Origin of the sequence: Nonomuraea sp. NPDC049655 (genome assembly GCF_044465465.1) — a bacterium.
Lineage (GTDB): Bacteria > Actinomycetota > Actinomycetes > Streptosporangiales > Streptosporangiaceae > Nonomuraea.
Genome location: NZ_JBITLS010000001.1, coordinates 578365 through 601262, shown reverse-complemented (window position 1 = coordinate 601262; position 22898 = coordinate 578365). Strand labels below are relative to the sequence as shown.

21 protein-coding genes are annotated in these 22898 nt (G+C 74.4%); 11 read left to right on the top strand and 10 right to left on the bottom strand.

The genetic code is table 11. The features are described 5' to 3' along the window. Nucleotides 1-243 precede the first annotated feature (243 nt). Both ACIBQ6_RS02700 and ACIBQ6_RS02695 read left to right on the top strand, forming a co-directional pair. Nucleotides 244-1122: a GerMN domain-containing protein gene (locus ACIBQ6_RS02700; protein WP_397209843.1), complete on the top strand. Its 879-nt coding sequence runs from the start codon at nt 244-246 to the stop codon at nt 1120-1122. 224 nt (nt 1123-1346) lie between these two features. Beyond that, nucleotides 1347-1952: a hypothetical protein gene (locus ACIBQ6_RS02695; RefSeq protein ID WP_397209842.1), complete on the top strand. Its 606-nt coding sequence runs from the start codon at nt 1347-1349 to the stop codon at nt 1950-1952. 77 nt (nt 1953-2029) lie between these two features. Here ACIBQ6_RS02695 and ACIBQ6_RS02690 read toward each other — a convergent pair whose 3' ends face one another. After that, nucleotides 2030-2905, bottom strand: a complete 876-nt coding sequence (locus ACIBQ6_RS02690) for a universal stress protein (protein WP_397209841.1) — start codon at nt 2903-2905, stop codon at nt 2030-2032. 201 nt (nt 2906-3106) lie between these two features. On the opposite strand from ACIBQ6_RS02690, the gene ACIBQ6_RS02685 reads away from it, so the two are divergent. Together ACIBQ6_RS02685 and ACIBQ6_RS02680 are read left to right on the top strand one after the other, a co-directional pair. Beyond that, nucleotides 3107-3961, top strand: a complete 855-nt coding sequence (locus ACIBQ6_RS02685; RefSeq protein WP_397209840.1) for a universal stress protein — start codon at nt 3107-3109, stop codon at nt 3959-3961. 107 nt (nt 3962-4068) lie between these two features. Next, complete coding sequence (locus ACIBQ6_RS02680) at nt 4069-4740, top strand: CBS domain-containing protein (protein ID WP_397209839.1); 672 nt, start codon at nt 4069-4071, stop codon at nt 4738-4740. An 11-nt stretch (nt 4741-4751) separates the two neighbouring features. On the opposite strand, the gene ACIBQ6_RS02675 is transcribed toward ACIBQ6_RS02680, so the two are convergent. Together ACIBQ6_RS02675 and ACIBQ6_RS02670 are read right to left on the bottom strand one after the other, a co-directional pair. Then, nucleotides 4752-5414: a response regulator gene (locus ACIBQ6_RS02675; protein WP_397209838.1), complete on the bottom strand. Its 663-nt coding sequence runs from the start codon at nt 5412-5414 to the stop codon at nt 4752-4754. Next, on the bottom strand, nt 5411-6535 hold the full coding sequence (locus tag ACIBQ6_RS02670) for a sensor histidine kinase (protein WP_397209837.1): 1125 nt from the start codon (nt 6533-6535) through the stop codon (nt 5411-5413). The genes ACIBQ6_RS02675 and ACIBQ6_RS02670 overlap by 4 nt, the downstream gene beginning before the upstream one ends. A 215-nt stretch (nt 6536-6750) precedes the next feature. On the opposite strand from ACIBQ6_RS02670, the gene ACIBQ6_RS02665 reads away from it, so the two are divergent. Then, complete coding sequence (locus ACIBQ6_RS02665) at nt 6751-7164, top strand: DUF6223 family protein (protein WP_358293626.1); 414 nt, start codon at nt 6751-6753, stop codon at nt 7162-7164. Between the two features lie 135 nt (nt 7165-7299). After that, nucleotides 7300-7548 (top strand): hypothetical protein, encoded by a 249-nt coding sequence (locus ACIBQ6_RS02660; RefSeq protein ID WP_397209836.1) that lies wholly within the window; start codon nt 7300-7302, stop codon nt 7546-7548. 119 nt (nt 7549-7667) lie between these two features. On the opposite strand, the gene ACIBQ6_RS02655 is transcribed toward ACIBQ6_RS02660, so the two are convergent. After that, nucleotides 7668-8291: a TetR/AcrR family transcriptional regulator gene (locus ACIBQ6_RS02655; RefSeq protein WP_397209835.1), complete on the bottom strand. Its 624-nt coding sequence runs from the start codon at nt 8289-8291 to the stop codon at nt 7668-7670. 104 nt (nt 8292-8395) lie between these two features. Between ACIBQ6_RS02655 and ACIBQ6_RS02650 the strand changes: the two genes are divergently transcribed. From ACIBQ6_RS02650 to ACIBQ6_RS02640, 3 genes are all read left to right on the top strand, one after another. Next, nucleotides 8396-8884 (top strand): cupin domain-containing protein, encoded by a 489-nt coding sequence (locus ACIBQ6_RS02650; protein ID WP_397209834.1) that lies wholly within the window; start codon nt 8396-8398, stop codon nt 8882-8884. Further along, nucleotides 8881-9300 (top strand): DUF6294 family protein, encoded by a 420-nt coding sequence (locus tag ACIBQ6_RS02645; RefSeq protein WP_397209833.1) that lies wholly within the window; start codon nt 8881-8883, stop codon nt 9298-9300. The genes ACIBQ6_RS02650 and ACIBQ6_RS02645 overlap by 4 nt, the downstream gene beginning before the upstream one ends. Before the next feature lie 67 nt (nt 9301-9367). After that, entirely contained in the window at nt 9368-9970 is a 603-nt protein-coding gene (locus tag ACIBQ6_RS02640; RefSeq protein WP_397209832.1) for an LGFP repeat-containing protein, read from the top strand. A 34-nt stretch (nt 9971-10004) separates the two neighbouring features. Here ACIBQ6_RS02640 and ACIBQ6_RS02635 read toward each other — a convergent pair whose 3' ends face one another. Then, nucleotides 10005-10574, bottom strand: a complete 570-nt coding sequence (locus ACIBQ6_RS02635) for a hypothetical protein (RefSeq protein WP_397209831.1) — start codon at nt 10572-10574, stop codon at nt 10005-10007. After that, nucleotides 10571-11242: an RNA polymerase sigma factor gene (locus tag ACIBQ6_RS02630; protein ID WP_397209830.1), complete on the bottom strand. Its 672-nt coding sequence runs from the start codon at nt 11240-11242 to the stop codon at nt 10571-10573. Before ACIBQ6_RS02630 ends, ACIBQ6_RS02635 begins: the two co-directional genes overlap by 4 nt. 72 nt (nt 11243-11314) lie before the next feature. On the opposite strand from ACIBQ6_RS02630, the gene ACIBQ6_RS02625 reads away from it, so the two are divergent. Beyond that, a complete protein-coding gene (locus ACIBQ6_RS02625; RefSeq protein ID WP_397209829.1) occupies nt 11315-11440 on the top strand; it encodes a hypothetical protein in 126 nt (41 codons plus the stop codon). 85 nt (nt 11441-11525) lie between these two features. On the opposite strand, the gene ACIBQ6_RS02620 is transcribed toward ACIBQ6_RS02625, so the two are convergent. After that, nucleotides 11526-11852: a hypothetical protein gene (locus ACIBQ6_RS02620; protein WP_352327231.1), complete on the bottom strand. Its 327-nt coding sequence runs from the start codon at nt 11850-11852 to the stop codon at nt 11526-11528. A gap of 124 nt (nt 11853-11976) precedes the next feature. After that, a complete protein-coding gene (locus tag ACIBQ6_RS02615) occupies nt 11977-13905 on the bottom strand; it encodes an acyltransferase domain-containing protein (protein ID WP_397209828.1) in 1929 nt (642 codons plus the stop codon). 344 nt (nt 13906-14249) lie between these two features. On the opposite strand from ACIBQ6_RS02615, the gene ACIBQ6_RS02610 reads away from it, so the two are divergent. Then, on the top strand, nt 14250-15086 hold the full coding sequence (locus ACIBQ6_RS02610) for an IclR family transcriptional regulator (protein WP_397209827.1): 837 nt from the start codon (nt 14250-14252) through the stop codon (nt 15084-15086). A gap of 67 nt (nt 15087-15153) precedes the next feature. On the opposite strand, the gene ACIBQ6_RS02605 is transcribed toward ACIBQ6_RS02610, so the two are convergent. Both ACIBQ6_RS02605 and ACIBQ6_RS02600 read right to left on the bottom strand, forming a co-directional pair. Further along, nucleotides 15154-19413, bottom strand: a complete 4260-nt coding sequence (locus tag ACIBQ6_RS02605; RefSeq protein ID WP_397209826.1) for a hypothetical protein — start codon at nt 19411-19413, stop codon at nt 15154-15156. A 1-nt stretch (nt 19414) separates the two neighbouring features. Next, nucleotides 19415-22885, bottom strand: a complete 3471-nt coding sequence (locus tag ACIBQ6_RS02600) for a hypothetical protein (protein ID WP_397209825.1) — start codon at nt 22883-22885, stop codon at nt 19415-19417. Nucleotides 22886-22898: the final 13 nt, after the last annotated feature.

Sequence of the window (22898 nt, the reverse complement as noted above, 5' to 3'; positions counted from 1 at the left end):
CCTCCAGAAGACGACCGCGCCGAAATGTTCGGTCTTCTCTGTCCGGCCTACCCCGCCAGGATGAGACCTCCCAGGACGCCCGGCACAGGGCCGGAGGACCCGCGCCACGAGGGTCCAAGGACACTTCCGGGGCCGGCCGCCGGAGCCGGAGGGCCACGGAGTTCAGGACGTCCGGCGGTGTCGCCCCGCGGTCGCGCGCGTCAGTCTGGGACCAGGATCGTTCACGGGAAAGAGATGATGATCATGGTCCCGATCCGTTCCCTCCTCGCCGCCGCCCTGGCGGTGACCGTCACCGGCGTGCCGGCCTCACCCGCGCGGGCCGCGCGGCCGGCCGCCGTCCCCGTCCTGGTCGGCATCCGGGCCGCGCACCTGCCCGGCCTGGACCGGCTGGTCTTCGAGTTCCGCGGCCCGGTCCCGGCCCGGCACGACGTGCGCTACGTGTCCCGGCTGGTCGCCGACGGCTCCGGACGGACGGTCGGCGCGGTCGGCGACGCCCTCCTCCAGGTCCGCTTCGACCAGGCCGACGGCCACGACCGCCGGGGCCGGATCACCTACGGCCCCACCCGCCGCACCTACGCGCTGCCCGGCGTCGTCCAGGTCGTCAACACCGGGGACTTCGAGGCCACGCTCACCTTCGGCGTCGGGCTGGCCAGGCGCGTGCCCTACCAGGTCCGCACGCTCACCCGGCCGAGCCGGGTCGTCGTCGACCTCACCACGTCCTACCGGACCGTGTCCGTACGCGACCACTTCCTCGACACCACCGCCCGGAGCCCGCGCACGGCGGCCGTGACCCGCCCGGTGGCCCCGCCGGCGACCGCCTCCGGCGCGCTGCAACGGCTGTTCGCCGGCCCGACCGAGGCCGAACGGGCGCGCGGCCTGCGCTTCGTCAGCTCCAAGGCCACCGGCTTCGGCAGGCTGACCGTCGCGGACGGGATCGCCAGGGTCCACCTGACCGGCCCGGTCGACGGCGGCGGATCGGCCTTCACCATCGCCGACCAGATCAGGCCGACGCTCAAGCAGTTCCCGGCGATCCGGTGGGTCAAGATCTATGACGCGGCGGGGCGTACCGGGCATCCCGCCGGGCCGTCGGACTCGATCCCCCGTTCGCTGGCGCCCGGCTGAGGCCGGCCGGGGTGCCTCTTGGCACGTCTTCCCAGGAGAACGGCCATGTTGATCTTCTTGGTTCGTTCATGATGGCGGGGTGACCACGCCTTGTCCTCCGTGATCCGTACGCGGGGCCGCCCCGTCCGTCCTGACGGACTCGGGACGAAGGTCCTCCCGTCAAGAGCCGCCCGCCCCTGCCGTCCCCGCCGGGGCGCCCGCACAGTGCTTCAAGGAGGTGTCCGTTGAAAGCGTTGATCGACCTTCTGGCCCGGCGCGTACGCCTGTATCGTCCCGACGGCAATCCCCTGCGCCGCCGTTCCGACCGGCTGGAGGCGCTCGCGGTGCTGGTGACCGGGCTCGTGGTGCTGGCGGGCGTCTGGCCCGCCGTCCTCGTGGGCCGGCTGGCCTACGAGGGCGCGCTCCACGAGGAGAGCGCGCACGCCGTGGGGCGGCACCAGGTCAGGGCGACGCTGCTGGCCGACGCGCCGGCCGCCCGCGTCGCCCTCACCGAGATGCCGGTGGGCGAGCAGCGGGCGATGGCGAGCTGGACGACGTCCTCGGGCGCGGCGCGCAGCGGCCCGGTGCCGGTCCCCGGGGTGGCCAGGGCCGGTTCGACGGTCCCGTTGTGGATCGACGCCGCCGGCCGGCCCGTGCCGCCGCCCACCGCCCGTACCGTCCTGCGGACGAGGGGCGTGGTGACCGGTCTCCTGCTCATGTCCGTGATCGCCCTGGCCGCCGCGGGCGGGTTCGCGGCGTTCCGGTGGTGGACGGATCAGCGGCGGTACCGGGAGTGGGAGGTCCAGTGGGCGCGGGCCGGCGAGGACTGGGGACGGCGGCGCAGCCCCTGACCGCGCCACCCTCCCGTCACCACGGCTCCCGGGTCTGATTCACCGGCTCGCGGGCCCTGATTCGCGCCGCCCGTCCTTCACCGCGGCTCGCGGCCCTCGGCCTCGTCGGCGGGACGGATCACCGCGACCGGGCAGCGCGCGTGGTGCAGCACCCCTCTGCTGACCGAGCCGAGCAGCAGCGAGCCGAACGCGCCCCGGCCGCGGGAGCCGACCACCAGCAGGTCGCAGGGCGCGCCGGTGATCGCCTCAACCGGATGGGCGCTCTGCACGTCCTCCACGACCGTCACCTCGGGACACCTCTCCCGCCATCCGGCCGTCCTGGTCCGGATCACCGCGCGCTGGGCGGCCCGGACCTCGTCCACGTCGTAGGCGATCTCCGGCGCGAAGGCGTGCACGGGGATCTGCCAGGCGTGGATCAGGCGCAGCGTGGCGCCGCGCAGCCTGGCCTGCTCGAAGGCGTAGCCGATGGCCGGCTCGCAGACGTCGGAGTCGTCGATCCCGACGCCGACCTCGCCGACCCGCTCCGGCGGGTCCGCGCGCACCACCACCACGGGACACCGCACCTGACCGGCCACCTGCGTGGTCACCGATCCGAGCAGCGCGCCGGCGAACCCGCCGAGCCCCCGGTTGCCGATGACCAGCTCGTCCGCCCGCCGCGCCTGATCCTGCAGGACGGCCGCGGGCGTCCCCTCCACGATCTCGGCGTGCACCGGCACGGACGGCTGCCGCGCCCGGACCGCCGCCTCGGCCCGCTCCAGCACCCTGGACGCCGCCAGCAGCAGGTTGTTCCACTGCCCGAAGTCGGGGAACCTGCCCACGCTGTACGGCTGCCGGTCCAGGGCGTGCACGATGTGCAGCTCCGCGCCCGTACGCGCCGCGTCGTCGGCGGCCCAGCCCAACGCGGCGTCCGACGGCGCGGACCCGTCCACGCCGACCATGATCCGTCCCGGCATGCTGCCTCCCGGCCGTGGATCTTCCTCGGTCCCCGCCTGCCCAAAGTCAGGAGCGGGCGAAGAAACCCCAAGTTCGCGGGCCGGAAGCCGTCCGGAGCCGCCCCGGATCGCCTCCGCCGCCAGATTTCTCCAAGTTTTGGGGCTGGCGATCCTGTCCGCTCACCTCCCGGACGGCTGAATGAGTAGGGGAGGTATTGAGCGATGTCTGAGCTGGTCGTGGTGGGTGTCGACGGATCGCCGTCCGGGTTCGACGCCGTGGCGTGGGCTGCCGACGACGCCTTCAGGGCGGGGGCCGCGCTGCAGATCGTGTCCGTGGTGGAGACCTGGCCGTACCAGGTTCCGCAGATCGCCGCCGTCGAGTGGGAGAGCTCGATGACCGAGCGCGCGCGGGAGATCCTGGCCAAGGCCCAGGAGATCGTCGGCGAACGCCGGCCCACGGTCGAGGTGAGCACCCGGGTCATGACCGGGAAGGCGTCGGTCGCCCTCCGGGAGCAGGCGGCCGAGGCCGCCGAGCTGGTGGTGGGGCGCAGGGGGGCGGGCGGCTTCGCCGGTGCCGTGCTCGGCTCGGTCAGCATGAGCGTGGCCGGTCAGGCGCCCGGCCCGGTGGTCGTCGTCCGCGACGGGGACGCCGCCTCCCACGACGAGGTCGTCGTCGGCGTGGACGGCTCCCCCGCCTGCGAACCGGCCCTCGACTACGCCTTCCGGCAGGCCGAGCTGCGCGGCGGCAGCCTGCGGGCGGTGCACGCCTGGCCGCTGCCGTTCGCGCTGGCGCCCGACTTCTCCTGCGACATCGAGGCGCTGCGGGAGAGCCACCTGCGCGTCACCAGGGAGCAGCTCACCCCGTGGCAGGAACGGCATCCCGACGTCAGGGTGATCGCGGACGTCCAGTGCGGCCACCCCGTCAAGACGCTCGTCGCCGCGGGCGACCGGGCCGACCTGCTGGTGCTCGGCTCGCAGGGCAGGAGCGGGCTGGGCTCGTTCGTGCTCGGCTCGGTGATGCGCGGCGTCCTGCACCACGCGCGCTGCACCGTCGCGGTGGTGCGCGAGCGATCCTGAAGCGGCGGTGGGGACTCCCGGCCCGCCGTCCAGGGACCAACGCCCCTACGGCGGGGCCGCGTCGCCGGATGGGATGGAGTCAGGACCGAGAACCCCCGAGGTGAACGATGAACCTGACCGTCGAGGACGTGATGACCCGCGAGGTCGTCTCCGTGGGCGCCGCCACTTCGTTCAAGGAGATCGCCGAGGCGCTGGCCGGCCGCGGGATCGGCGCCGTGCCGGTGCTCGACGACGACCGGCACGTCATCGGCGTCGTCTCCGAGTCCGACCTGCTGTGCAAGGAGGAGTTCCGCGAGCAGTTCCCCGGCGAGGACTACCGGCCGCCGCTGCTGTCCCGGGTGCGCCACCGGCCCGGCAGCAGGAAGGCCACCGCGGTCACGGCCGCGGACCTGATGACGAGCCCGGCGGTCACGATCACCGCCGAGAGGTCGGCGGTCACCGCCGCCCGGCTGATGAACGCCCGCGACGTGCGCCGGATCCCCGTGGTCGACCACAACGGCCGCCTGGTGGGCATCCTCAGCCGCGGCGACCTGGTCAGGATGTTCCTGCGTGGCGACGAGGAGATCGCCGTCGTCGTCCGCGACGACGTCCTGCGCCGGGCGTTGTGGATGGACACCGGGAACGTGCGGGTCTCGGTGCGGCAGGGCGTGGTCACGCTGTCGGGCCGGATGGACCACCGGTCCGAGGCCGCGCACGCCGTCCGCCGGACCCGCGGCGTCAACGGCGTCGTCGGCGTGGTGGACGAGCTGTGCTGGCGGCTGGACGACGTGCCCGCCTGACTCCCGGCGCGTCACGCCGTGCCCGGCGTCACCAGCCCCGACTCGTAGGCCAGGACCACGAGCTGGGCCCGGTCGCGCACGCGCAGCTTGGCCATCGCCCGGTTGACGTGGGTCTTGGCGGTCATCGAGCTGATCGCCATGTGGGCGGCGATCTCGTCGTTGGACATCCCCCGCGCGACCAGGGCGACGGCCTGGCGCTCGCGGTTGGTCAGTTCCCGCAGCTCCGCGCCGGCGGTGGCGGCGGGCGGCCGGGTGACGTACCGGTCGATCAGCATGCGGGTGATCGACGGCGCGAGCAGCGCGTCGCCGCGGGCCGCGACGCGCACGGCGTGCAGGAAGTCCTCGGGCACGACGTCCTTGACGAGGAACCCGGCCGCGCCGGCGCGCAGCGCGTTGAAGACGTACTCGTCCAGGCCGTAGTTGGTCAGGATGACCACGCGCACGCCGGCCAGGGCCGGGTCGGCGGCGATGCGGCGGGTCGCCTCGATGCCGTCCACGACCGGCATCTGGATGTCGATGAGCGCGACGTCCGGCAGGTGCTCCCTGGCCAGGGCCAGGCCCTGCGCGCCGTCGGCGGCCTCGGCGACCACCTCGATGTCGTCCTCCAGGTCGAGCAGCGCGCGGAACCCGCCGCGCAGCAGCGGCTGGTCGTCCACCAGCAGGACCCGGATCACGGCGTGCGGTCCATCGGCAGCTCGGCCTGGACGGTGAAGCCGCCCGCGCCGCGCGGGGCCGCCCGCAGGCTGCCGCCGAGCGCGGTGACGCGTTCACGCATGCCGATCAGGCCGACGCCGGGCACGGGAGCGGCCTCCGGCGTGGCCGTGCCGTCGTCGTCCACACGGATCGCCAGCGCGTCGGGACGGTAGTCGATGCGGACCTCCGCGGTCGCGGCGGCGGCGTGCCGGGCGATGTTGGTCAGAGACTCCTGGACGATCCGGTACGCGGTCCGGTCCACGGCGGCCGGCACGTCCCGTCGTTGTCCCTCGATCGTCAGCGTCGCGTCGAGGCCGGTGGTCCGGGCCCGTTCCAGCAGCTCGGGGACCCGGTCCAGGCCGTGCGGCGGAGTCGTGTCGTCGCGCAGCGCCTCCAGGGTCGCGCGCAGCTCCCTGGTCGCCTCGCGTCCGGCCTCCTGGATCACCAGCAGGGCCTGCGGCACCTGCTCTCCCTTCCTGCGGGCAACGTGCACGGCCACCTCGGCCTGCACCTTGATGACCGAGATCTGGTGGGTGAGCGAATCGTGCAGGTCCCGCGCGATGCGCAGCCGCTCCTCGTCGGCACGCCGCCGCGCGGTCTCCTCCCGGGTGCGCTCGGCCTCCTCCGCCCGTCCCTCCGCCTGCCGCAACGCCTCCCCGGCGGCGCCGGCCGCGACCAGCCAGGCCAGCTCCAGCGCGCCCCTGGCCTGCGCGAACGCCTCGCCCGTGTCGTGCAGGCCGGAGGCCAGCGCGGCCAGGGGCAGCAGGGCCAGCACGATCACGCTCGCGGCCACGGTGACCAGCCGCCGTCCGGCCCGCATCGCCGCGTACACCGCGAACAGGTACGCCACCGCCGGCACGTCGAACCCGGCCGCCTGGTACCCCACCGCGCACAACCCCGTCACGGCCAGGACGGGCACCGGCGCCCGGCGGCGCGCGACCAGCGCCAGTCCGCCGGCCGCCAGCAGCGCGTACCCGAGCGGCGCGAGGTAGGTGGCGGAGGGCTGCCCGGACAACCCGGTGATCACCAGCGCCGCCGCCACGCCGGCCGCGATCAGCCAGTCGATCACCCCGGCTCCGACGCCGAGCCGCCTTGTGCTCATACGCGCACCATAGCCGCATGTCCGGCCGTACGACTCCGGCAGGAGGATCATGCGCCGCCTACCGCGGACGCGGTACGCCCGCGCCTGCCTGCCGCCCGTGCGGTAGCCGGCTGCGGCGCCGGCGGCACCCCGGCAAGCCCGCTCCCGCCGGACGCCCGGCGGCGGGCCCGGCGGTCATGCTTTCCACGTCGACGTCCAGCCGAAAGGAACCCGCCATGTTCATCGACCACCTGCTCGCGGCCCAGGCCGACCCCGTCGCCGCGTACGCCATGACCACCGGCCGGATGTGGTCCCTGATCGCCGCCGGGCTGGGCCTGGCCGGCGTCGCCGTCGGCGGCCTCGGCCTGGCCCGCGCCACCGGCCGCCTCCGCCGCCGCGCCACCCCCGGCACCGGGACCGGCAGCGGGACCGGGACCGCGACCGTGGCCGCGACCGGGAAGCGCGGGGCCGTCGTCGCGCTGGCCGCGGGGGTGACCAGCATCGTCATCGGTGGCTGGGTCATCGGCGCCGCCAAGGGCGGTCCGGGCACCGGCTACGGCATCGTCGGCGGCTATCTGGACCTGATCCTCGGCCTGGCCTCCGTCGTCCTCGGCGTCCTCGTCCTGAACCGCGCCCGCCGCACGGCCTGACCGCCGAACAGCGCGAGTCCCGTGACGCGAAGGCTTCCCCGGTGGCTCCGCCCGTGAGCCGGGGGCCGCGACCGCGGCAGATGCCGAGCAGGCCGATCTTCGTTCAAGAGGTCAAGGTCAGGGCAGTTGCGGGTCATGGACGAACAGGACAAGCTGCCCGAGGACATGCCGCCCGCGGTCGGACGGGTCAACGGGGAGAGCGACACCACCGCCGCGCGGGCGGCTGTCGAGGTGCGGGACACTCCCCGGCCGATCCCCGCCGAGCCGGTCGAGCCACCGCCCGATCCGGAGGAGAAGGTCGCGCAGGAGCGGCGCGAGGTGGCCGAGGAGTCCGGCGAGGACGGCGAGCCGGACGTGAAGCCGGACGTGGAGCCGACCGACTGACCGCCTGCCCACCACCTGCCCACCATCCGCCCATCCGCCCATCCGCCCATCCGCGACGCCCACCCGTCCGTCCGTCCGTCTATCAGGACGCCGGCCCGCCGGGACGATCCGCCGGGGCGTCAGGAGGGCAGGAGGGCGTGGGAGAGCTGGTCGGCGCTCCAGTTCTCCCACTGCGCCGGCGTCCAGCCGCACTCGCGGGTCATCACCAGGAACAGGTCCGGTGACAGCAGCCCGACGGTGATGTCGGTGGCCCGCTCGGCGGTCAGGCCGGGCCGCAGGGCGTGCAGGCGGTCGAGGATGGCGACGACCTGCCCGTGGGCGGTGTGCCGCTGCTCGCTGTTGACGGCCCACTGGGCGGCCATGTCGGCGTCCGCGGCCGCCGCGTCGCGGACCACGGCCAGGACGGGGGCGACGCGGCCGAGGATGACGCCGCTCTGGTGCACCCACCCCCTCACGACCTCTCTCGGGTCCCGCGACGCCTGCAAGGCCGCGAACCACGGACGTTCCAGCAGCGGCACGGGCTCGTCGTCACCGGCCGAGGCGACGTCGACCACGTGCTTGAGCAGCCCGCTCTTGGTCCCGTAGTGGAAGTACACCGTCTGCACCGAGACCTCGGCCGCGTCGGCGACCTGCTGGAAGGTCGTGCCGGCGTAGCCCCGCACGACGAACAGCCCCTGGGCGGCGTTCACGATCCGGCTTCTGGTCTGGGCCGAGCGCCGCTTGGGGCTCTTGACGTCATCCATCGATTTAGAGTACCACTTTAGAGTAGCACTTTAGAGTGAGGCTACAAAGGGTGGTGAGGCATGACGTCCATCGCGATCCGGCTCCACACGCTGCGGAGACGGCCATGAGCGCGCTCCATCTGCCGGCCGGCGGCGGCGCCGTCCACCCGTTCCTCGGCACCACCATGACCGTGAAGGCGGGCGGGCCGGAGACCGGCGACCGGCTCACCGTCATCGAGCAGGAATGCCCGCCGGGCTTCGCCACGCCCCTGCACGTGCACCGGGACGACGACGAGGCGTTCTACGTGCTGTCGGGGACGGCGCGGATGCACTGCGGCGAGCGGTCGTGGCAGGTCGCCGCCGGGGCCTTCGTCCTGCTCCCCCGCCGGGTGCCGCACGCCTTCGCCAACGTCCAGGACGCTCCCCTGCGTCTGCTCCAGCTCACCTGGCCCGCCGGATTCGAGCACTTCGCCGCCGAGGTCGCGGCCGGGGACGTCGATCCCGGCCATCTGGCCGAGGTCGCCGCCCGTCACGGCTACCAGGTCATCGGCCCGCCCCCGGCGGCCGCCGTCCGCCCCCCGGCCCACCCCCCATGCCCTGAGGAGTCCTCATGAAAGTCGTCCGCAAGACCGCCGGCGTGCTCGTGTCCGCCGTCGTCCTGACGTCGTCCGTCACCGCGACGGCCGGCGCGTCCACCCTGGAGCAGAAGACGTACGTCTGGCGCGGCTATCTCTCGGCGGGCCAATGCACGATCGAGCCCGGCGCCACCTGGACCCTGTACTCCAACGGCACGGCGCGCCTGGACGCCACCGTCTCCAGCCTCGGCGACGACGACGCCTGGCTGATGTGGGCGCACCTGAAGGACGGCGCCGGCGCCCTGCTCGGCGACATCCGCGTGTACGGCAGCACCAGCACCAAGTTCGTCAAGAACCTGCACGACCGCCGGACCTATCGCTGGATCGCCAAGGGCCAGTTCGACCCCGACCTGTTCGACCTGGTCAAGCGCATGTCACTGAGCAAGCACTGCTGAGCTGCCCGAACGCTCCCGCACCAGGCCCCACCGCACGCGCGCCGACACCTTCGACGAGAGGACGCCCATGAGCCGCGCAGCCTCACCATCCCGAACCGGCACGGCCGCCGCCGCCCTGCTCGCGGCGACCTTCTGCCTCGCCACACCGGCGCCCGCGGCGGCGGCCGGCAGCGCGTGCGACCCCTCGCTGGTGGCGCCGTCCGGCAGTCTCATCGGCGGCCTGTGGCGCTCCAACGGCGGCGAGCGCAGCGTGTACGGCTGCCCCACCACCAAGGAGTTCGGATACCCGGACAAGAAGGGCTCCTGGCAACGCTTCACCAACGGCAAGATCGTCTGGTCGCCGAACCTCGGCGACGGCGCCCTGGTCCGCGTCTACCGGAAGGGCCAGAACCTCGTCTTCAAGTGGAGCGGCCTCGGCCGTGACTGGGACTTCTTCAACGTCCGCTGGAGCAAGGACGGCGGCAAGGCCACCCAGGTCCGGACGGGCCGGCTGACCGCCTGGAGCGGCCAGTACGTGATGGCCCCCTACGTACGGGACGGCGTCGGCACGACGACCAACGGCCACGAGGTCAACACGTTCGCCTTCGTCGTCCAGGGCTGCGACAGGGCGACCTTCGGCTCCGACTGCGGCCCCTGGAGCATCCCCACCTCCATCAGCCTCGCCCACTGACCAACCTCGCCGCGAGAACGGCCGGAGCATGGCGTCAGTGCGACAGCGGCGCATCCGTGGTGTCGACCAGTTCGCAGTCGGCCACCGGCCCCTCGGCGACGCGCGCCCAGATCCCGGCGACGTTCCTCTCCTCGCTGACACTGAACTCCAGCACGCCCGTCTGCCCCTCCTTGATCACCTTGGGGTCGATGACGAAGCCGGCCTCATGCCCCTCGGGCGGCGGGAACACCGACAGCGGCGCCTCCTCCTGGCTCAGGAAACGGGCCGCGCGCGGCTCCGGGCCGCACTTCTTGCCGTCGGGCACGTAGCTGACCACCACGTTCGCCCCCAGGCCCCGCAGCTCGGCCTGCAGCCCCTCGGGGTCCTGCGCCTCGCTGATGCTGATGTCGATCAATCCGTCGGACGCCCTGGACACCGCGTACGCCGGCCCCCCGAACAGCAGCGGGACGGCGACGGCCACGGCGGCCGCCAGCGCGCCGACGGGAGCCAGCAGCCTGACCCGGGACGGACGAGTACGGGGCGCCTTCTCGATCTCGGTCATCACGAACTCCTTGAGCAGTTGGCGACGGCCCTCGGAAAGATCATGCTCAACCGGCACGTTCATCGGATCTCCTCCTTGGTGGGGCCTCGGTCACCTGTTACCTGTCGGCTCGTCCCGGCGAGTTCCCCGAATCCTGCGATTTCTCCGCGTTCCCCGGGTTCGCCAGGTTCCCCGTGTTCCCCGTGTTCCCCGTGTTCCGTGAGTCCTTCGCGTTCCGCGAACCCGGCGAGCTTCCTGCGGGCCCGCGACAGGCGGGACCTCACGGTGCCCACCGGCACGCCCAGCGCCTCGGCGGCCTGGGCGTAGTCCAGCGCGGCCCAGACGCACAGCGCGAACACGTCCTGCTCCTGCTTGCGGAGCCTGCCGAACGCCCGTCCGACGGCGGCCAGCCGTTCGGCGTCGTCGATGCGCCCGACCACCTCCTCGGCGAAGTCCGGCACCGACTCGCCCTTGGGGATCCTGGCCAGGGCGTCGTCATGGCGGCGGGCGGCCCTGCGGACGTTACGGGAGACGTTGGTCGCGATGCCGAGCAGCCACGGCCGCAGCGAGCCGCCCTCGGGATCGATCTTCGCGCGTAATCGCCAGGCTTCCAGGAACGTCAACGCCATGACGTCCTCCGCCTCGCTCCAGTTGGCCGTCAGGCGGAAGGCATGGTTGTAGACGGCCTTGGCGTACTCGTCGAAGAGTCGCGAGAAGGCCGCCCGATCCCCAGCTCGGATCCGGGCACGCATCGACATATCCACATATCAGTACTGTCCGCCCACCACCCCGAGTTCCCGAACACCTGCCACATCCTCGGCCGCGTGGCCCTGACCGCCACCGCCGAGCCCCCGCCGGCCCGCGCCCCCCGATCGACGCCGTTCGACGGCCACCTGGAGGAACGGACCGATGCCCGCACGCCGCACGGAGAGGGCATCGGCCGATCCTGACGGTCGCCGTCGACGGCCGGCTCCACCGGTGAAGGGCTCCCGACCATGGCCGCGGGCCTTCACCGGCGTTTCGTCGTCTTCCGGGTCAGACGCGGCGCTCGTCGACGCCCACGGCGCCGACGCCCGTGCCGAGCCGGCCGCAGACGCCCTGCGACTGGCCCGAGCGACCCGGCGGGAGATCGACCCAGTCGCCGACGACGTCGGGCGCCCAGCCGCAGGTGATCACGGCCCGGAATCGCCAGGTCTGGCCCGTCGGGTTGCTGCACATCGCGATGCCGAGGTAGTTGTCGTTGTTGTGGACGAAGGTGTCGCAGTCGAGGACCGTGGCGGCCGACGCGGGCGCGGTGAACCCCAGCGACAGCAGGGCGACGGACCCGGCGACGACCGCCGCGACATGCCTTGTCTTGCGCAATGCCCCTCCTGAACGAATGCTTGCCTGTCACTTACCGTCATGCAGCGTACGCAAAGAGTGGCGGCGGCGGAAGGCGCGGTCTCGTCAGAAGTCGCTTCCCCGGGATGTCGGCGGGGCGGGGCGTTCATGCCGTGTTGGTCGGCGAGGGCCACGATCGTCCGTTCCCCTGCCACGACTGGTCGCCGAAGGCCGGGGTGAGCTCGTACAGGAGCCGCTGGGGGCCCTGGTAGAAGGCGGCCAGCAGCGGGGGCGCCGCCTCCAGTTCGGCGGCCAGGACGTCGAGCGCGGCGGGCAGGTCGACGTCCGCGGTCGCCACCGCGACGCAGGCGCAACCGGCCAGTTCGGCGGCCAGCGGCTGGATCGCCCCCGTGAACAGGCCGGCGATCGGATGCGGCACCACCTCCTGGCGCAGTGCGTCCATGACGAGGGCGGCGATGCTGTGGAGGTGCGGGAAGCGCGCCGCGGTGGCGATCATCGCCTCGTGCACCGGGCCGGCGTCGGGGCCGGGGCGGGCGACCACCCGCAGGTGCCGGGGCGTCAGGGGGAGCCAGGTCCAGTCGATGGTGTCGGCGTCGGCCACCACGACGTCGTCACGATCGTCGGTCAACGCCCGCAACGCCGGGACGTCGGCCCCGCCGCACAGCAGAAGCGTCCCCGGGGGCAACATCCGGTCGACGGACGGGAAGAGCGGCGGCGCGAGTGGCGGCGCAGGCGCGAGCCGCGGACGCGCCCCCTCCCCGAGCCCCGCCCCACCAACCGCCCCCAACCGACCCGCCTCCCGCCCCAGAGCCGCGCGACCGGCCACCGGCCAGCCTGCCTCCTGACCGAGAGCCGCACCACCGGCCGTCCCCGCTCGGCCCGTCTCCTGATCGGCGTCCCCCGGACGGGCCGGGGCGGGCACGAGCCCGGCACCGGCCTGCGGCCACGCGACCCGTTCCACCGCTTCGCCGCGCCGGCCAAGCCCTGGGAACCCGTCGCGCGGGGGCGGCGCTGCGGGTTCGTCGCGCCACGGCGGTTCTATCTGGTCGAGGAGCAGGGGAGGGCCGCCGTGCGCGGCCGGAGCCGGCGTGGGGGCGGAGCCGTTCGGTGCCGGTGCGGGGGTATTCAGGGCGGCGGCGGGGTGGAAGGGCTCGCCTGGCCGCCACGGCCCGTCGGCGGCGAGCGGGGAGACGGCGGTGGCGGCGGGGACGATGGCGCGGACCAGCGCGACCGCGTCCTCGCCCGCCCCGCACTCCAGGAAGACCTCCGCGCCACGGGCGGCCAGCCCCCGGACGGCCTGGTGGAAGTGCACGGCGACGACCATGGCGTCGGCGGCGACGGCGACGGGATCGTCGTCGGGGGTGAGCAGACGTCCCAGCGTCGGCGAGAACACCGGCCAGCGGGCCGGAGCCGTCCTGACGCCGGGCATGCGCCCTCTCAGGTCGGCGGCCGCGGCGGCGACCGCGGGCGTGTGGGCGGGGTGCGGAACCCGGAGAACGGCGCTCGTCCAGCCCAGATGTCCGGCGATCCGGGCCGCCTGCGGCATCAGCTCGCGCGGCCCCGACAGGACGCACCGCCGCGGCGTGTCGTCGCACCCGACCACGAGATGGGGATGATCGAGCAGCGCGACCAGGCGCCGGGCCTGCACGGCCGAGACGTCGAGGGACATCATCGCGCCCGGCCAGCCCAGGCCGGTCAGTGCGCGGCTGCGTGCGCAGGCCAGGCGCGCCCCGTCGCCCGCGCTCAGCACCCCGGCGGCGACCAGGGCCCACAGCTCCCCGAGGCCGTGGCCCACCAGCGCGTACGGCTGGAGCCCCTCCCGTACGAGGGTGTCGAAGGTGACTGACGACACCGCCATCAGGGCCAGGTAGTGGCTCTCGGGGCCGGGCGGGCGGGGGGCGTCCGGGGTGAGCAGGTAGGCGCTGAGCGGTGGCGAGCCGTACTCGGCGGCGACCGCGTCGATCTCCGCCAGGAGCTCCGGGACGGCCGGCGTACGGGCGGCCAGGGGCGCCAGCACCCCGGCGGCGGGCATGGCTACGCTGCCCGGGAAGACCGCGACGACTTTGCTGCGCATGTAGTCCCTTCCTGGAGGCGGGGCTTTGCGGCGCACGGGAAAGGACCGGCGAAGGGCGCGGTCTTGGCGAACTGATCGCGCCCGTCGCCGGTGTCCGCCCGGCCGAACGACTGATACCGCTCGCACACGATAAGTAGTCGTGTCATTGCGACACGTCACCCTATCGACGGAGAAACTCGCCTATAGCCGTCCGCACCTCTTGCGATCAGGCCCCCGAAGTGTGCACTCGCCTCGCCGCATCACTTTGAGTGATTGGTTAGTCACTTATGGCGGCCGGGAATCTGGGGAGCGCGTCCGTCCTGGTGATACGAACGGGTGGGTCAGTGCGACCCGGGGGGTGCGCGATGGAATTCTGCCCGGAAGAGCTCGGCGGCGGCCACGGTGACGACGGACGAGCCGGGCCCGCTGCCGGGCGCGGGGTGCTGCACGGCGCGTTCGCGGTGCTGGAGGAGCTCGCGCGGGTGGAGGAGGCCGGGCTGACGCAGCTCGCCGTGGCCACCGGCCTGCCCAAGGCGACCGCCCACCGGTTGTTGTGCCGGCTCACCGACCTCGGCCTGGTCCACCGCGAGGACGGCGGCCGCTACCGCATCGGCACGCGGATGTTCCGCTGGGGTCAGCGCTGGTCACCGGCCCAGGTGCTGAGCACGGCCGCCGTGCGGCCGCTGCGCCGGCTGGCCGCCGCCGGATGCGCGGTGACCATCGCGGTCAGGGACGGCGACGACGTCATCGTCGTCTCGGGGATCGGCGACCCGGCCGTGGACGAGGTCTTCCGCATGCGTCCCGGCCTGGTGCTTCCGGTGGCCAGCGCCGCCGAGGTCGTGCTGGCGGTGGGCAACCCGGTGTCGGGCCGCCGTCCCGATCCCGGTTGGAGCCTGCCGGAGGGGCACTCCCCGGCCGAGTGGGCGCGGCGGGTCGGCGACGCCCGCGAGCGGCGGGTGGCCTTCGACTTCGAGGCGGCCCTGCCGCCCCTGGGCTGTGTGGCCGCCCCCGTGCGCGCGCCGACGGGGGCCGTGGTGGCCGCGGCGGCCGTCGTGGTGGTCGGCACGAACCGGCTGCCCTTGCTGGCCGACGCCGTACGCGAGACCGCGGCGTGCATCAGCGCCAATCTGGCCCGGGTGCCGGGAGCGGGCCGTGCCCTGAGCCTGCTGGCCGCCCCGGAAGGCCCGCCACGCGACCGCTGAGCCCCCAGCCGCCCGTCTGAAGGGGGTACCGGCGGCCGTCGCCGCCGGTCACGGCCGGGCGGTCCGGCTAGGCGTCGAAGTCGATGACCAGCCGCCCCAGCCGGGCGCGCAGCGGGACGCTGTCCGCGTGCGCGAGCCGCTCGCCCACCGGGATCCGCTCCGGCGCACCACCCCCGGCCGCGTCGATCACGACCGTCTCATCGGCCGTGCCGGGGTCGGTGCGGTAGCGTTCGCGCTCCTCGACCAGGAGGCGGTACTGCCAGACGATGTCCAGCACCGCCGGCGGGATCACCGCCGACCACTGGTAGCCGGCCCCGGCCGGGCCGCAGGTCAGTTCGGCCTTGATCGGCGTGTCCGTCCAGTCGAGCTCCTCCGCGCTGGTGAAGGGCCGCCGCTGGACGGTCGCGGTGACGCGGTGGCTCGCCGCGACCCCGGGCAGCCCGGCACCGGCCGACGCGCCGAGCTCGGTGGCGGCGGCGGGCCCGGCGAGGACGACGCGCAGCCCCCCGCCGGACACCTCCTCGACCGTCAGCGTCCGGCGCGGCACGAGCTGCGCGAACTCGGCCTGCACCACCGGCGACAGCTCCAGCGCGGTCAGCGCGTGCGGCTGGTAGCGGGCCAGGGCCAGGCGCAGGTACGGGAAGCAGGCCGACGCCTGGCCGGCCGTGCCCAGGTCCACGTCCACGTCGGCGAACCACAGGCGTTTGGCCGCGTCGTACGACGGCTCGTACGCCACGACGGCCCCGGTCAGCTCGCGGCCCTCCCCCGACTCGGCCAGTCGCAGCCCGACGGCGGTGACGGGGCCGGGGAAGTTGCCGGGAGCGGGCGGGGGCAGCACGGTCGCGTCCGACCAGACGGGGTCGGTGCCCCACCGGGTCGCCAGCCGGCCGGGCAGCGCGTCGCCCCCGGGCGGGTCGAGGACGACCGCCAGCAACTCGTCGTCGCCGGAGGAGAACCACGGCCGGTCCAGGTGGACCCGGACGCCGGCCCCGTCGCGTACCGACACCAGACGCCGCTCGCGGCGGTCCTCCTGCCGGCTCCACCGGAAGGTGGGCAGCAGGTACGACGGCTTCGGCGGCTCCGGCCGCCTGCTCGCGGGCACCGGCCAGCCCCGCCCGGACGGTCCGGCGCTCGGCTCGCCGGCGCTGGTGACGAGGCCGGGATCGGCGGTGATCGACGGGTGGAAGTACTCGCGGAACCGGGTGGTGGCGGTCGGCCGGTAGGCGACGTTGCGGTGCAGCGTGTCGCCGAAGTCGTGGCGGACCGGGGTGGCCGAGTGCGGCAGGCGCACCTCCTCGCGGTCGGCGTGGGCCAGCTCGACCCGGCCGACGTGGGCGTGCTCCCTGATCCGGCGGGGGGCCGGTTCGGTGACGTCGTCGATCCAGCGCGTCCAGGTGGCGTCGATGTCGACGTGCCCGGTGCTGCGGGGGTGTGCGCGCAGGGTGCCCCGCAGGTCGGCGAAGGTCTGTCCGGGGTCGCGGGCGAAGTCCAGCCCGGCGAGCGCGGGCGGTGACAGCGGGCGTTCGACGGCGTGCACGAGGCGCAGCTCCGTGTACGGGGTGAGCAGCCAGTTCAGCCCGGCCACGGTCTCCTCGGCGATCAGCTCCCGTTCGTCGTCGGTCAGGTCGCGCCAGAAGTCCGAGACGAGCAGGCGCTGCCAGACGGGCAGCAGGGCGAGATCGGCCGCGGTGAGCCGGCAGCTGAGCCGTACGGTCGCCGTCTCGGCCTTGGGCAGGTGGACGGTGAGCCGGCGCGGGACGTCCTGCCATCGCGGCGGCCCGTCCCCCTCCTCGATCCGCAGGGTGAACGGCGCCGCGTCCGGCCAGACGTCGTGGAAGCCGTCGTAGAAGGAGACGGGGTACATGGGCGGCGCGCCCGGCAGGCCGTACAGCGTGATGCCCCTGGCCAGGACGTCGGGCAGGTACGGCAGGATCAGCTCGGCGGCGGTGTGCACGACGAACTCGCCGCGCTTCAGCCCGGCGCCGCGCGTCACGGGCAGCTGGGTGACCGGCTCGGGGTCTGCGGCGTCGTGCTTGGCGACCGCGATCTCGCCGAAGAGCAGCAGGTCGCGGGTGCGGCGCGGGTCGTCGGCGTAGCTGACCACGGTGTCTAGGAACGTGCCGGCCTCGCGGGCGGCGGCCGTGAAGAACCGTCTGCGCACCTCCTGCGGCCGGTCGCCGCCGATGGCGTCGTCGAACCGGCCGTGCCGCTCGGCCATCTGCAGCGACGTCTTGGGCGGGGCGACGAACCGCTCGTCGTAGTAGACGTACCGGCGGCTCAGCCCGTCGGCGGCGGGCGGGTGGTCGGTGTGGCCGGGGACGTCCTGGCGGTCGAGGGCCCACTCCCAGGCGGGCACGTCCCGTCCGGCGGCCGTGACGGTGCTCCGGATGACCAGGCACTGGCTCGACTCGCCCTCGTTGAACGGCCTGCGCTCGACGATCACGGGCGGCGGCACCGGCTCCCACCGCGAGTACGTGATCGCCCGCGACAGCGCGGACGCGGGCGCCTGCGCCTCCGGGTCCAGGGCGTTGCCCGCCAGGTCCACGACGCGGGCCCGCAGCCGGTAGGTGCGCCCGTACCGGAGCGCCGGCAGCGAGCCGGGCACCGGCGTGAACTTGGTGTCGAGCGGGAAGTTCGCGTCCACCTCCGGATCGGCGACGACGGGCCGGCCCAACCTGTCCAGCGTGCGGCCGGGCAGCGGGGCGGCCAGGCTCCAGCCGTCCCAGCCGAACAGCGCCTGGTGCACGTACAGCTCGTCGGTCCTGGTGGCGTCGCGGGTGACGGCGCTCGCCCGGACCGCGCCCTCGTCGTCGGCGATCCCCTCGATCCAGTACGGCGGCTGCCCGCCGCGGCGGATGAGGTAGGAGCCCCGGCGGCGGCACAGGGAGAGCCAGCGGGTGACGGCCCCGCCCGGGCCGACGATCCCGGCGTCCACGCGGAACCCGCGGACCAGGTGCCCGGCGTGCAGCTCGGGCACCGCGTCGTCCGGTCCCCGCTGGTGGGCGGCGTCGTCGCCGATCTGGGCGGCCAGCCAGGCGTCCCGTCCGCGGTGGAAGACGGTGAGCCCGGCGCCCTGGAGCGCCGTCGTGCCGGTGCCCAGGTGCTGGGCGCTCGGCTGGCCGCTCGGCCCGCTCAGGCCGTGCATGCGCTCGATCAGCGCGGTGAAGTCGGCGGCCTTGATGGCCGCGCCGTCGACGTCGGCGTCGGTGACCGTCCAGTCGTCGCCGCCGAGGCCGAGCCAGCCGCCCTGGACGGGGTGCCCGGGCGGCGACGCGGCGGTGAAGCGCTCCCCCGGCGCGAAGTCGTAGAGCGTCCACGGCCGCAGCCGGTCGGTGTCGAACGGCGGGGGCACGTCCTCGAACGCCACCCGGAGCCGTCCGGCGGCGGCGAGCCCAGGCGGCACGGGGACGAGGAGGTCGAGGACGAGCCCGAGCCGGCGGCACAGCTCCGGATAGTCGGCCAGGAAGCCGCAGACGCCGTGGAACTCCACGTCGGGCGGCTCCGGCCGGGGCCGCCCGGTCTCCGCGCCCGCCGGGCCGCCGCCGTTGCCGGGAGGCTTGGGCCGGTCGTAGAACCTGACGGCCTCGGCCAGCGCGAACCTCGTCTCGTCGCCCCGGTAGGCCGCGCTCGTCCGGTCGAGGGTGGCCGGGCCGAGCTCGGCGGCGGAGCTCGGGCTCCCGCCGATCATGCCGTCGATGGCCCGGTAGGCGGCCTGGGGGTCGCCGCTGAACCTGCTCATCTCACCGGCCACCGGAAGTTCGCGGACCAGACCGGTGTAGGGCTGACGCCAGGGCCGTCGCGGGCGGCCGTCCCCGAGGGCGGCCTCGCCGTTTCCCGGAGGCGTGAGGCGGTCGCTGATCACGGCCTGGCCGATCTGGTCGTACAGCGTGGCGATGCGCTCATGGACCAGCGCCGCGGGGAACGACCGCAACACCCGCACGCCCGGCGACCCGCCCGTGACCGCCGCGCCGAGGGCGCCGACGGCGGCCAGGGAGCGCGACCGCACCGGCGAGGCGGCCGGGAAGAGCCTGCCCCACAGGTCGGAGTCGGGGGCGGGGGATCTCGGGTCGGGGTGTGGGACGACCGGGGCCGCGTGGCCGTCCCACACGATCCGCAGGGCCGGCAGCACCGTCTCGCGCAGCGTCCTCGGCCAGTCGGTGAACTCCCCGACGTCGTCGAGCCGGCCGCGCGGTGCCTCCAGCCGGGGCCCGACGGCGACCGACAGCCGCACCTCGCCCGGCCCGGCCGGCCCGGCCGGCAACGCCGTCCACAGAACCTTGAACGTGCCCATGCGCTCCCCCGTACTCGGTCCGGTCCGTTCGCTCATGTCAGGCCACCGCCGCGAAGGCGCCGCAGTACTCGGCGACCGGGTCCCGTCGCGCGCCGGTGACCGGATCCCGGTACGGCGCCATCATCTGGGCGAAGGTCGCGGCGGAACCGCCCGCCTGGCCGCCGTCCACGACCGCGCCCTCGGCGAGCTCCGCGGCGGCGGTCGGTGACCGGGCGCCGCCGAACCGCTTCTCGCAGCTGATCTCGACGGACTCCTCGAAGAACCCGATCTCGATGGTGATCGTGATCCGCGCCCGGCCGACCGCGTCGCCGCCCTCGTACCCCAGCTCCAGGTAGAGCTCGATGGAGGCGGAGACCAGGCCGAGGACGTCCACCTCGCCGCGGGCGCGGAAGTAGCCGAACAGGACGGCCTGCCCGGTCGCGGCGTCGAGGTGGAAGTAGATCCCGGCCATCACCGACACGCTGCCGCTGGCCACCCCGAAGTCGACGGACGCCGCGGCCCCGAACTCCAGGCCGGCGTCCAGCGCGCGGACCCCGTCGGGCGACAGCACGATCCCGAACCAGCCGCCGCCGCCGAACAGCGAGACGGTGAGCCGGAACGGCGCGTCCCTGCGGCAGAACGCGAACCCGATCTCCAGCGGCCGGGTGCCCGCGAACGGCAGGTCCAGGTAGGCGTTCAGGGAGATGTTCTCCAGGCTGAAGACGCCGATCGCCAGGTTCGGCAGCGGCATCCCGTACCTCGCCAGCACGCCGCGCGGGGAGACGTCGAGCGTCGGCGGGTCGCTGAACCCGTCGAGCGGGATGATCCGGCGCAGCGTCTCGACGAACGACAGCGCCCCGATGAACTCGACGTTCCGGAACGCCACCTCGACGTCGGGCTTCTCGCCGGCCCGCATGGTGAACCTGATCCGCCGGAAGTCCAGCCGCATCGCCTCCAGCACGCCCGGCAGCAGCACCAGGTCGAACTCCTCCAGCGTGCAGGTCACGTCGGCGGCCGGGCGGGTGTCGGGCCGCAGCCCGGCGCGCAGGTCGACGACCACGGAGAAGCGGCCCTCGCGCGCCGGGTCGCCGTGGCCGTCGTGCGGGACGAAGACCGGCGGCTCGCCCTCGCGCAACGACCAGGGCTGGATGTCGGGCGTCCACTCCAGCCGGGCGGCGACGGACTCCGGCAGCCGCAGTCCCGCCCTGGCGCTCTCGATCGCCTGCCGCAGGGGCAGTACCCCGGCGGGGGCGTCGTCCCAGATGGCGAGGGCCTGTCGCAGGTGGCCGAGCAGCGTGACGACGGCGTGGTCCACGTCGGCGGGAAGGCCGGCGCCGAGCGCGTCGAGGGCGGCACTGAAGTCGCGGAAGGCCGCGTCCACCTGGCCGAGGTCGGCCGTTCCCGCGATGAACGCCTCGACGGTGGCGGCGAGGGTGAGCGCGGTGGTCCGCACCCGCCCGGCCGCGGCGGCCACCGCCGGGAAGCGCTCGGCCACGCCGGTGAGCTGGCGTTCGGCGCGGCGCAGGTCTGAGAGGAAGGAGGTGGCGGCGTTGACGGTCTGCGTGACGAACCGCGGCGCCTTCAGCTCCTCGTCCAGGCCGGCGGCCTTGACCAGGGCGGACAGCGGGATGACGCCGAACAGGTTCGCGCCGATCGCGTCGAAGAAGTCCGAGGGCCGGAAGGCGCCGTCGGCGACCGTCCCGAGCGGGTCGGCCGCTGCGGCGGCGGGTGTTCTGGCGGCGCTGACGGGCCCGGTCAGGCGGGACAGGCCCGCGACGGTGAACGTGGGCGCGGCCAGGCCGCCGGCGCGGTCCCGCTGGTCGTCGAAGTCCATGACCAGCGGGGACGTGCCGGTGACCAGTTCCAGGAAGACCTCGCCGGGGTTGACGGGGTCGCCGGGCCTGTCGGGCGTCCGGTCGAAGGCGGCCAGCCGGTAGCGCCGGGCGTACCGGACCGGGCGGGGCCCGGCCGCGCCGGTGAGCCTGCTCACGGCCGGGACCACCGCCGAGGCCCAGCGCAGCACCGGGAGGAAGCCGGGGATCCGCTGGTGGAGCCGGTCGTCGCGGTCCGTCGGCAGGGCGGCCCCCCAGACGAGGGTCGCGGCCTCGACGGTGGTGTCGCCGGGCGCGGCGGGCGCGGCGACGGCGACCCGGGCGCCGTGCAGGGCGGCGCTCAGCCGGTCCGGCGGGGCCTCCGCCGGACCCGGGTCCAGAGCGTTGTACGCCGCTGCCGCCGCCACCAGGTCGGCGCCCTTGTTGAAGTTCTCGGTGAGGAACAGCAGCGGGGTGCTGAACTCGGTCTCCCGCCCGGCCAGGTCGGTCGCGCGCACCTTGAACAGGTACGGGTCCTGGTCGCGGACGGCGGGGAAGAAGGCGTGCTGCCCTTCGCCCACCGGCAGGACATCGGCGGGCGGGGAGAGGTCGGGGGTGACCAGGGTCAGCAGCTCGACCCGCCGGAACGGGAACAGGGCGTCGAGTCGTTCGCCGTCGTCGTCGCGGCGGGCCGTGCCGGGCGGGAAGTCCCGGACCGGTTCGCGGCAGGTGATGAAGATGCGCTGGGCCAGGTAGGCGGGATGTTCCGGGCGATCTGGATCGAACTTCCGCTCGGTCACCTTCACCAGGTCCGCGCGGTGCCCGAAGGGGCACAGGTAGCCCGAGTAGAGCACCCGCACGTAGTGGTCGCGGCCCATGGCCGCGCGGTGCCGCCACTGGCTGACGTTGGTGATCGCCGGGCGGGAGTCCCAGCTGCCCAGGGCGTCGAGCCAGCCGCCCAGGGCGGACAGGATCAGGTGGCCGACCTCGACGGGCACGGGCACGTACGGCTGGTGCCCCGGCTCGGTGAACAGCCCGCGGTCGCTGGTGAGGTGGACGAGCGCGGCCCGGTCGGCGGGCGTCAGCGACGTGGGAAGCGGGTCGGGCGGCGGATCGACCGGCGTGTCGCCGGGGAAGTCCCTGGTCCACACGGCCCTGACCCGTGTGTCACGCACCCGCGTGTGCCACAGCTCCACCCGGTCCGCGCCGTCGGCGGGGGCCGTGCGGTGGGTCCAGCGCACGTCGGGGGGCGGTGACAGCAGCAGCCGGTACGGCAGCTCGATCGCGGTCCGCGGATCCCCCGCCGGGTCGCGCAGCGGGTCGGCCGGGCCCTCGTCGCCCACCATGCGCAGCGGCAGCCGTCTCATGGCCCCCAGCAGGCCCTCGGCGGTGTACGGCACCTCGTCCTCGGGCCCCACGACGAAGACCAGCGTGGTGCGCCCGCTGATCCGGGAGACGACGGGAGGCGCCGGATGGGGCCGCACCGGGACGGGGCCGGGCAGCCCGGCCCCGGCCGATTCGAAGAACGCCTGCTCCACGATGTGCTGCGCGGCGAACGTGACGACGATCAGCCCCTCGCGCTCCGGCACGGTCCTGACCAGGATCCGGCCGGCCGCCGGGCGCTTGAACGACAGGCCGGGAAAACCGAAGCGCAGATCCGCCAGATCGGCGGCGCGGACCAGGCGGACCTGCTCCGGCTCCTCCACGGGACCGGTCAAGGCTTCACCACCC

Bases quoted from the DNA above. Each gene is read 5' to 3' on its own strand.
- ACIBQ6_RS02655 (WP_397209835.1), bottom strand. From the start codon at position 8,291: ATGGATGACGTCAAGAGCCCCAAGCGGCGCTCGGCCCAGACCAGAAGC.
- ACIBQ6_RS02700 (WP_397209843.1), top strand. From the start codon at position 244: ATGGTCCCGATCCGTTCCCTCCTCGCCGCCGCCCTGGCGGTGACCGTC.
- ACIBQ6_RS02690 (WP_397209841.1), bottom strand. From the start codon at position 2,905: ATGCCGGGACGGATCATGGTCGGCGTGGACGGGTCCGCGCCGTCGGAC.
- ACIBQ6_RS02630 (WP_397209830.1), bottom strand. From the start codon at position 11,242: ATGCGTGCCCGGATCCGAGCTGGGGATCGGGCGGCCTTCTCGCGACTC.
- ACIBQ6_RS02665 (WP_358293626.1), top strand. From the start codon at position 6,751: ATGTTCATCGACCACCTGCTCGCGGCCCAGGCCGACCCCGTCGCCGCG.
- ACIBQ6_RS02605 (WP_397209826.1), bottom strand. From the start codon at position 19,413: ATGAGCGAACGGACCGGACCGAGTACGGGGGAGCGCATGGGCACGTTC.
- ACIBQ6_RS02615 (WP_397209828.1), bottom strand. From the start codon at position 13,905: ATGCGCAGCAAAGTCGTCGCGGTCTTCCCGGGCAGCGTAGCCATGCCC.
- ACIBQ6_RS02685 (WP_397209840.1), top strand. From the start codon at position 3,107: ATGTCTGAGCTGGTCGTGGTGGGTGTCGACGGATCGCCGTCCGGGTTC.
- ACIBQ6_RS02670 (WP_397209837.1), bottom strand. From the start codon at position 6,535: ATGAGCACAAGGCGGCTCGGCGTCGGAGCCGGGGTGATCGACTGGCTG.
- ACIBQ6_RS02645 (WP_397209833.1), top strand. From the start codon at position 8,881: ATGAAAGTCGTCCGCAAGACCGCCGGCGTGCTCGTGTCCGCCGTCGTC.
- ACIBQ6_RS02635 (WP_397209831.1), bottom strand. From the start codon at position 10,574: ATGAACGTGCCGGTTGAGCATGATCTTTCCGAGGGCCGTCGCCAACTG.
- ACIBQ6_RS02640 (WP_397209832.1), top strand. From the start codon at position 9,368: ATGAGCCGCGCAGCCTCACCATCCCGAACCGGCACGGCCGCCGCCGCC.
- ACIBQ6_RS02610 (WP_397209827.1), top strand. From the start codon at position 14,250: ATGGAATTCTGCCCGGAAGAGCTCGGCGGCGGCCACGGTGACGACGGA.
- ACIBQ6_RS02650 (WP_397209834.1), top strand. From the start codon at position 8,396: ATGAGCGCGCTCCATCTGCCGGCCGGCGGCGGCGCCGTCCACCCGTTC.
- ACIBQ6_RS02680 (WP_397209839.1), top strand. From the start codon at position 4,069: ATGAACCTGACCGTCGAGGACGTGATGACCCGCGAGGTCGTCTCCGTG.
- ACIBQ6_RS02660 (WP_397209836.1), top strand. From the start codon at position 7,300: ATGGACGAACAGGACAAGCTGCCCGAGGACATGCCGCCCGCGGTCGGA.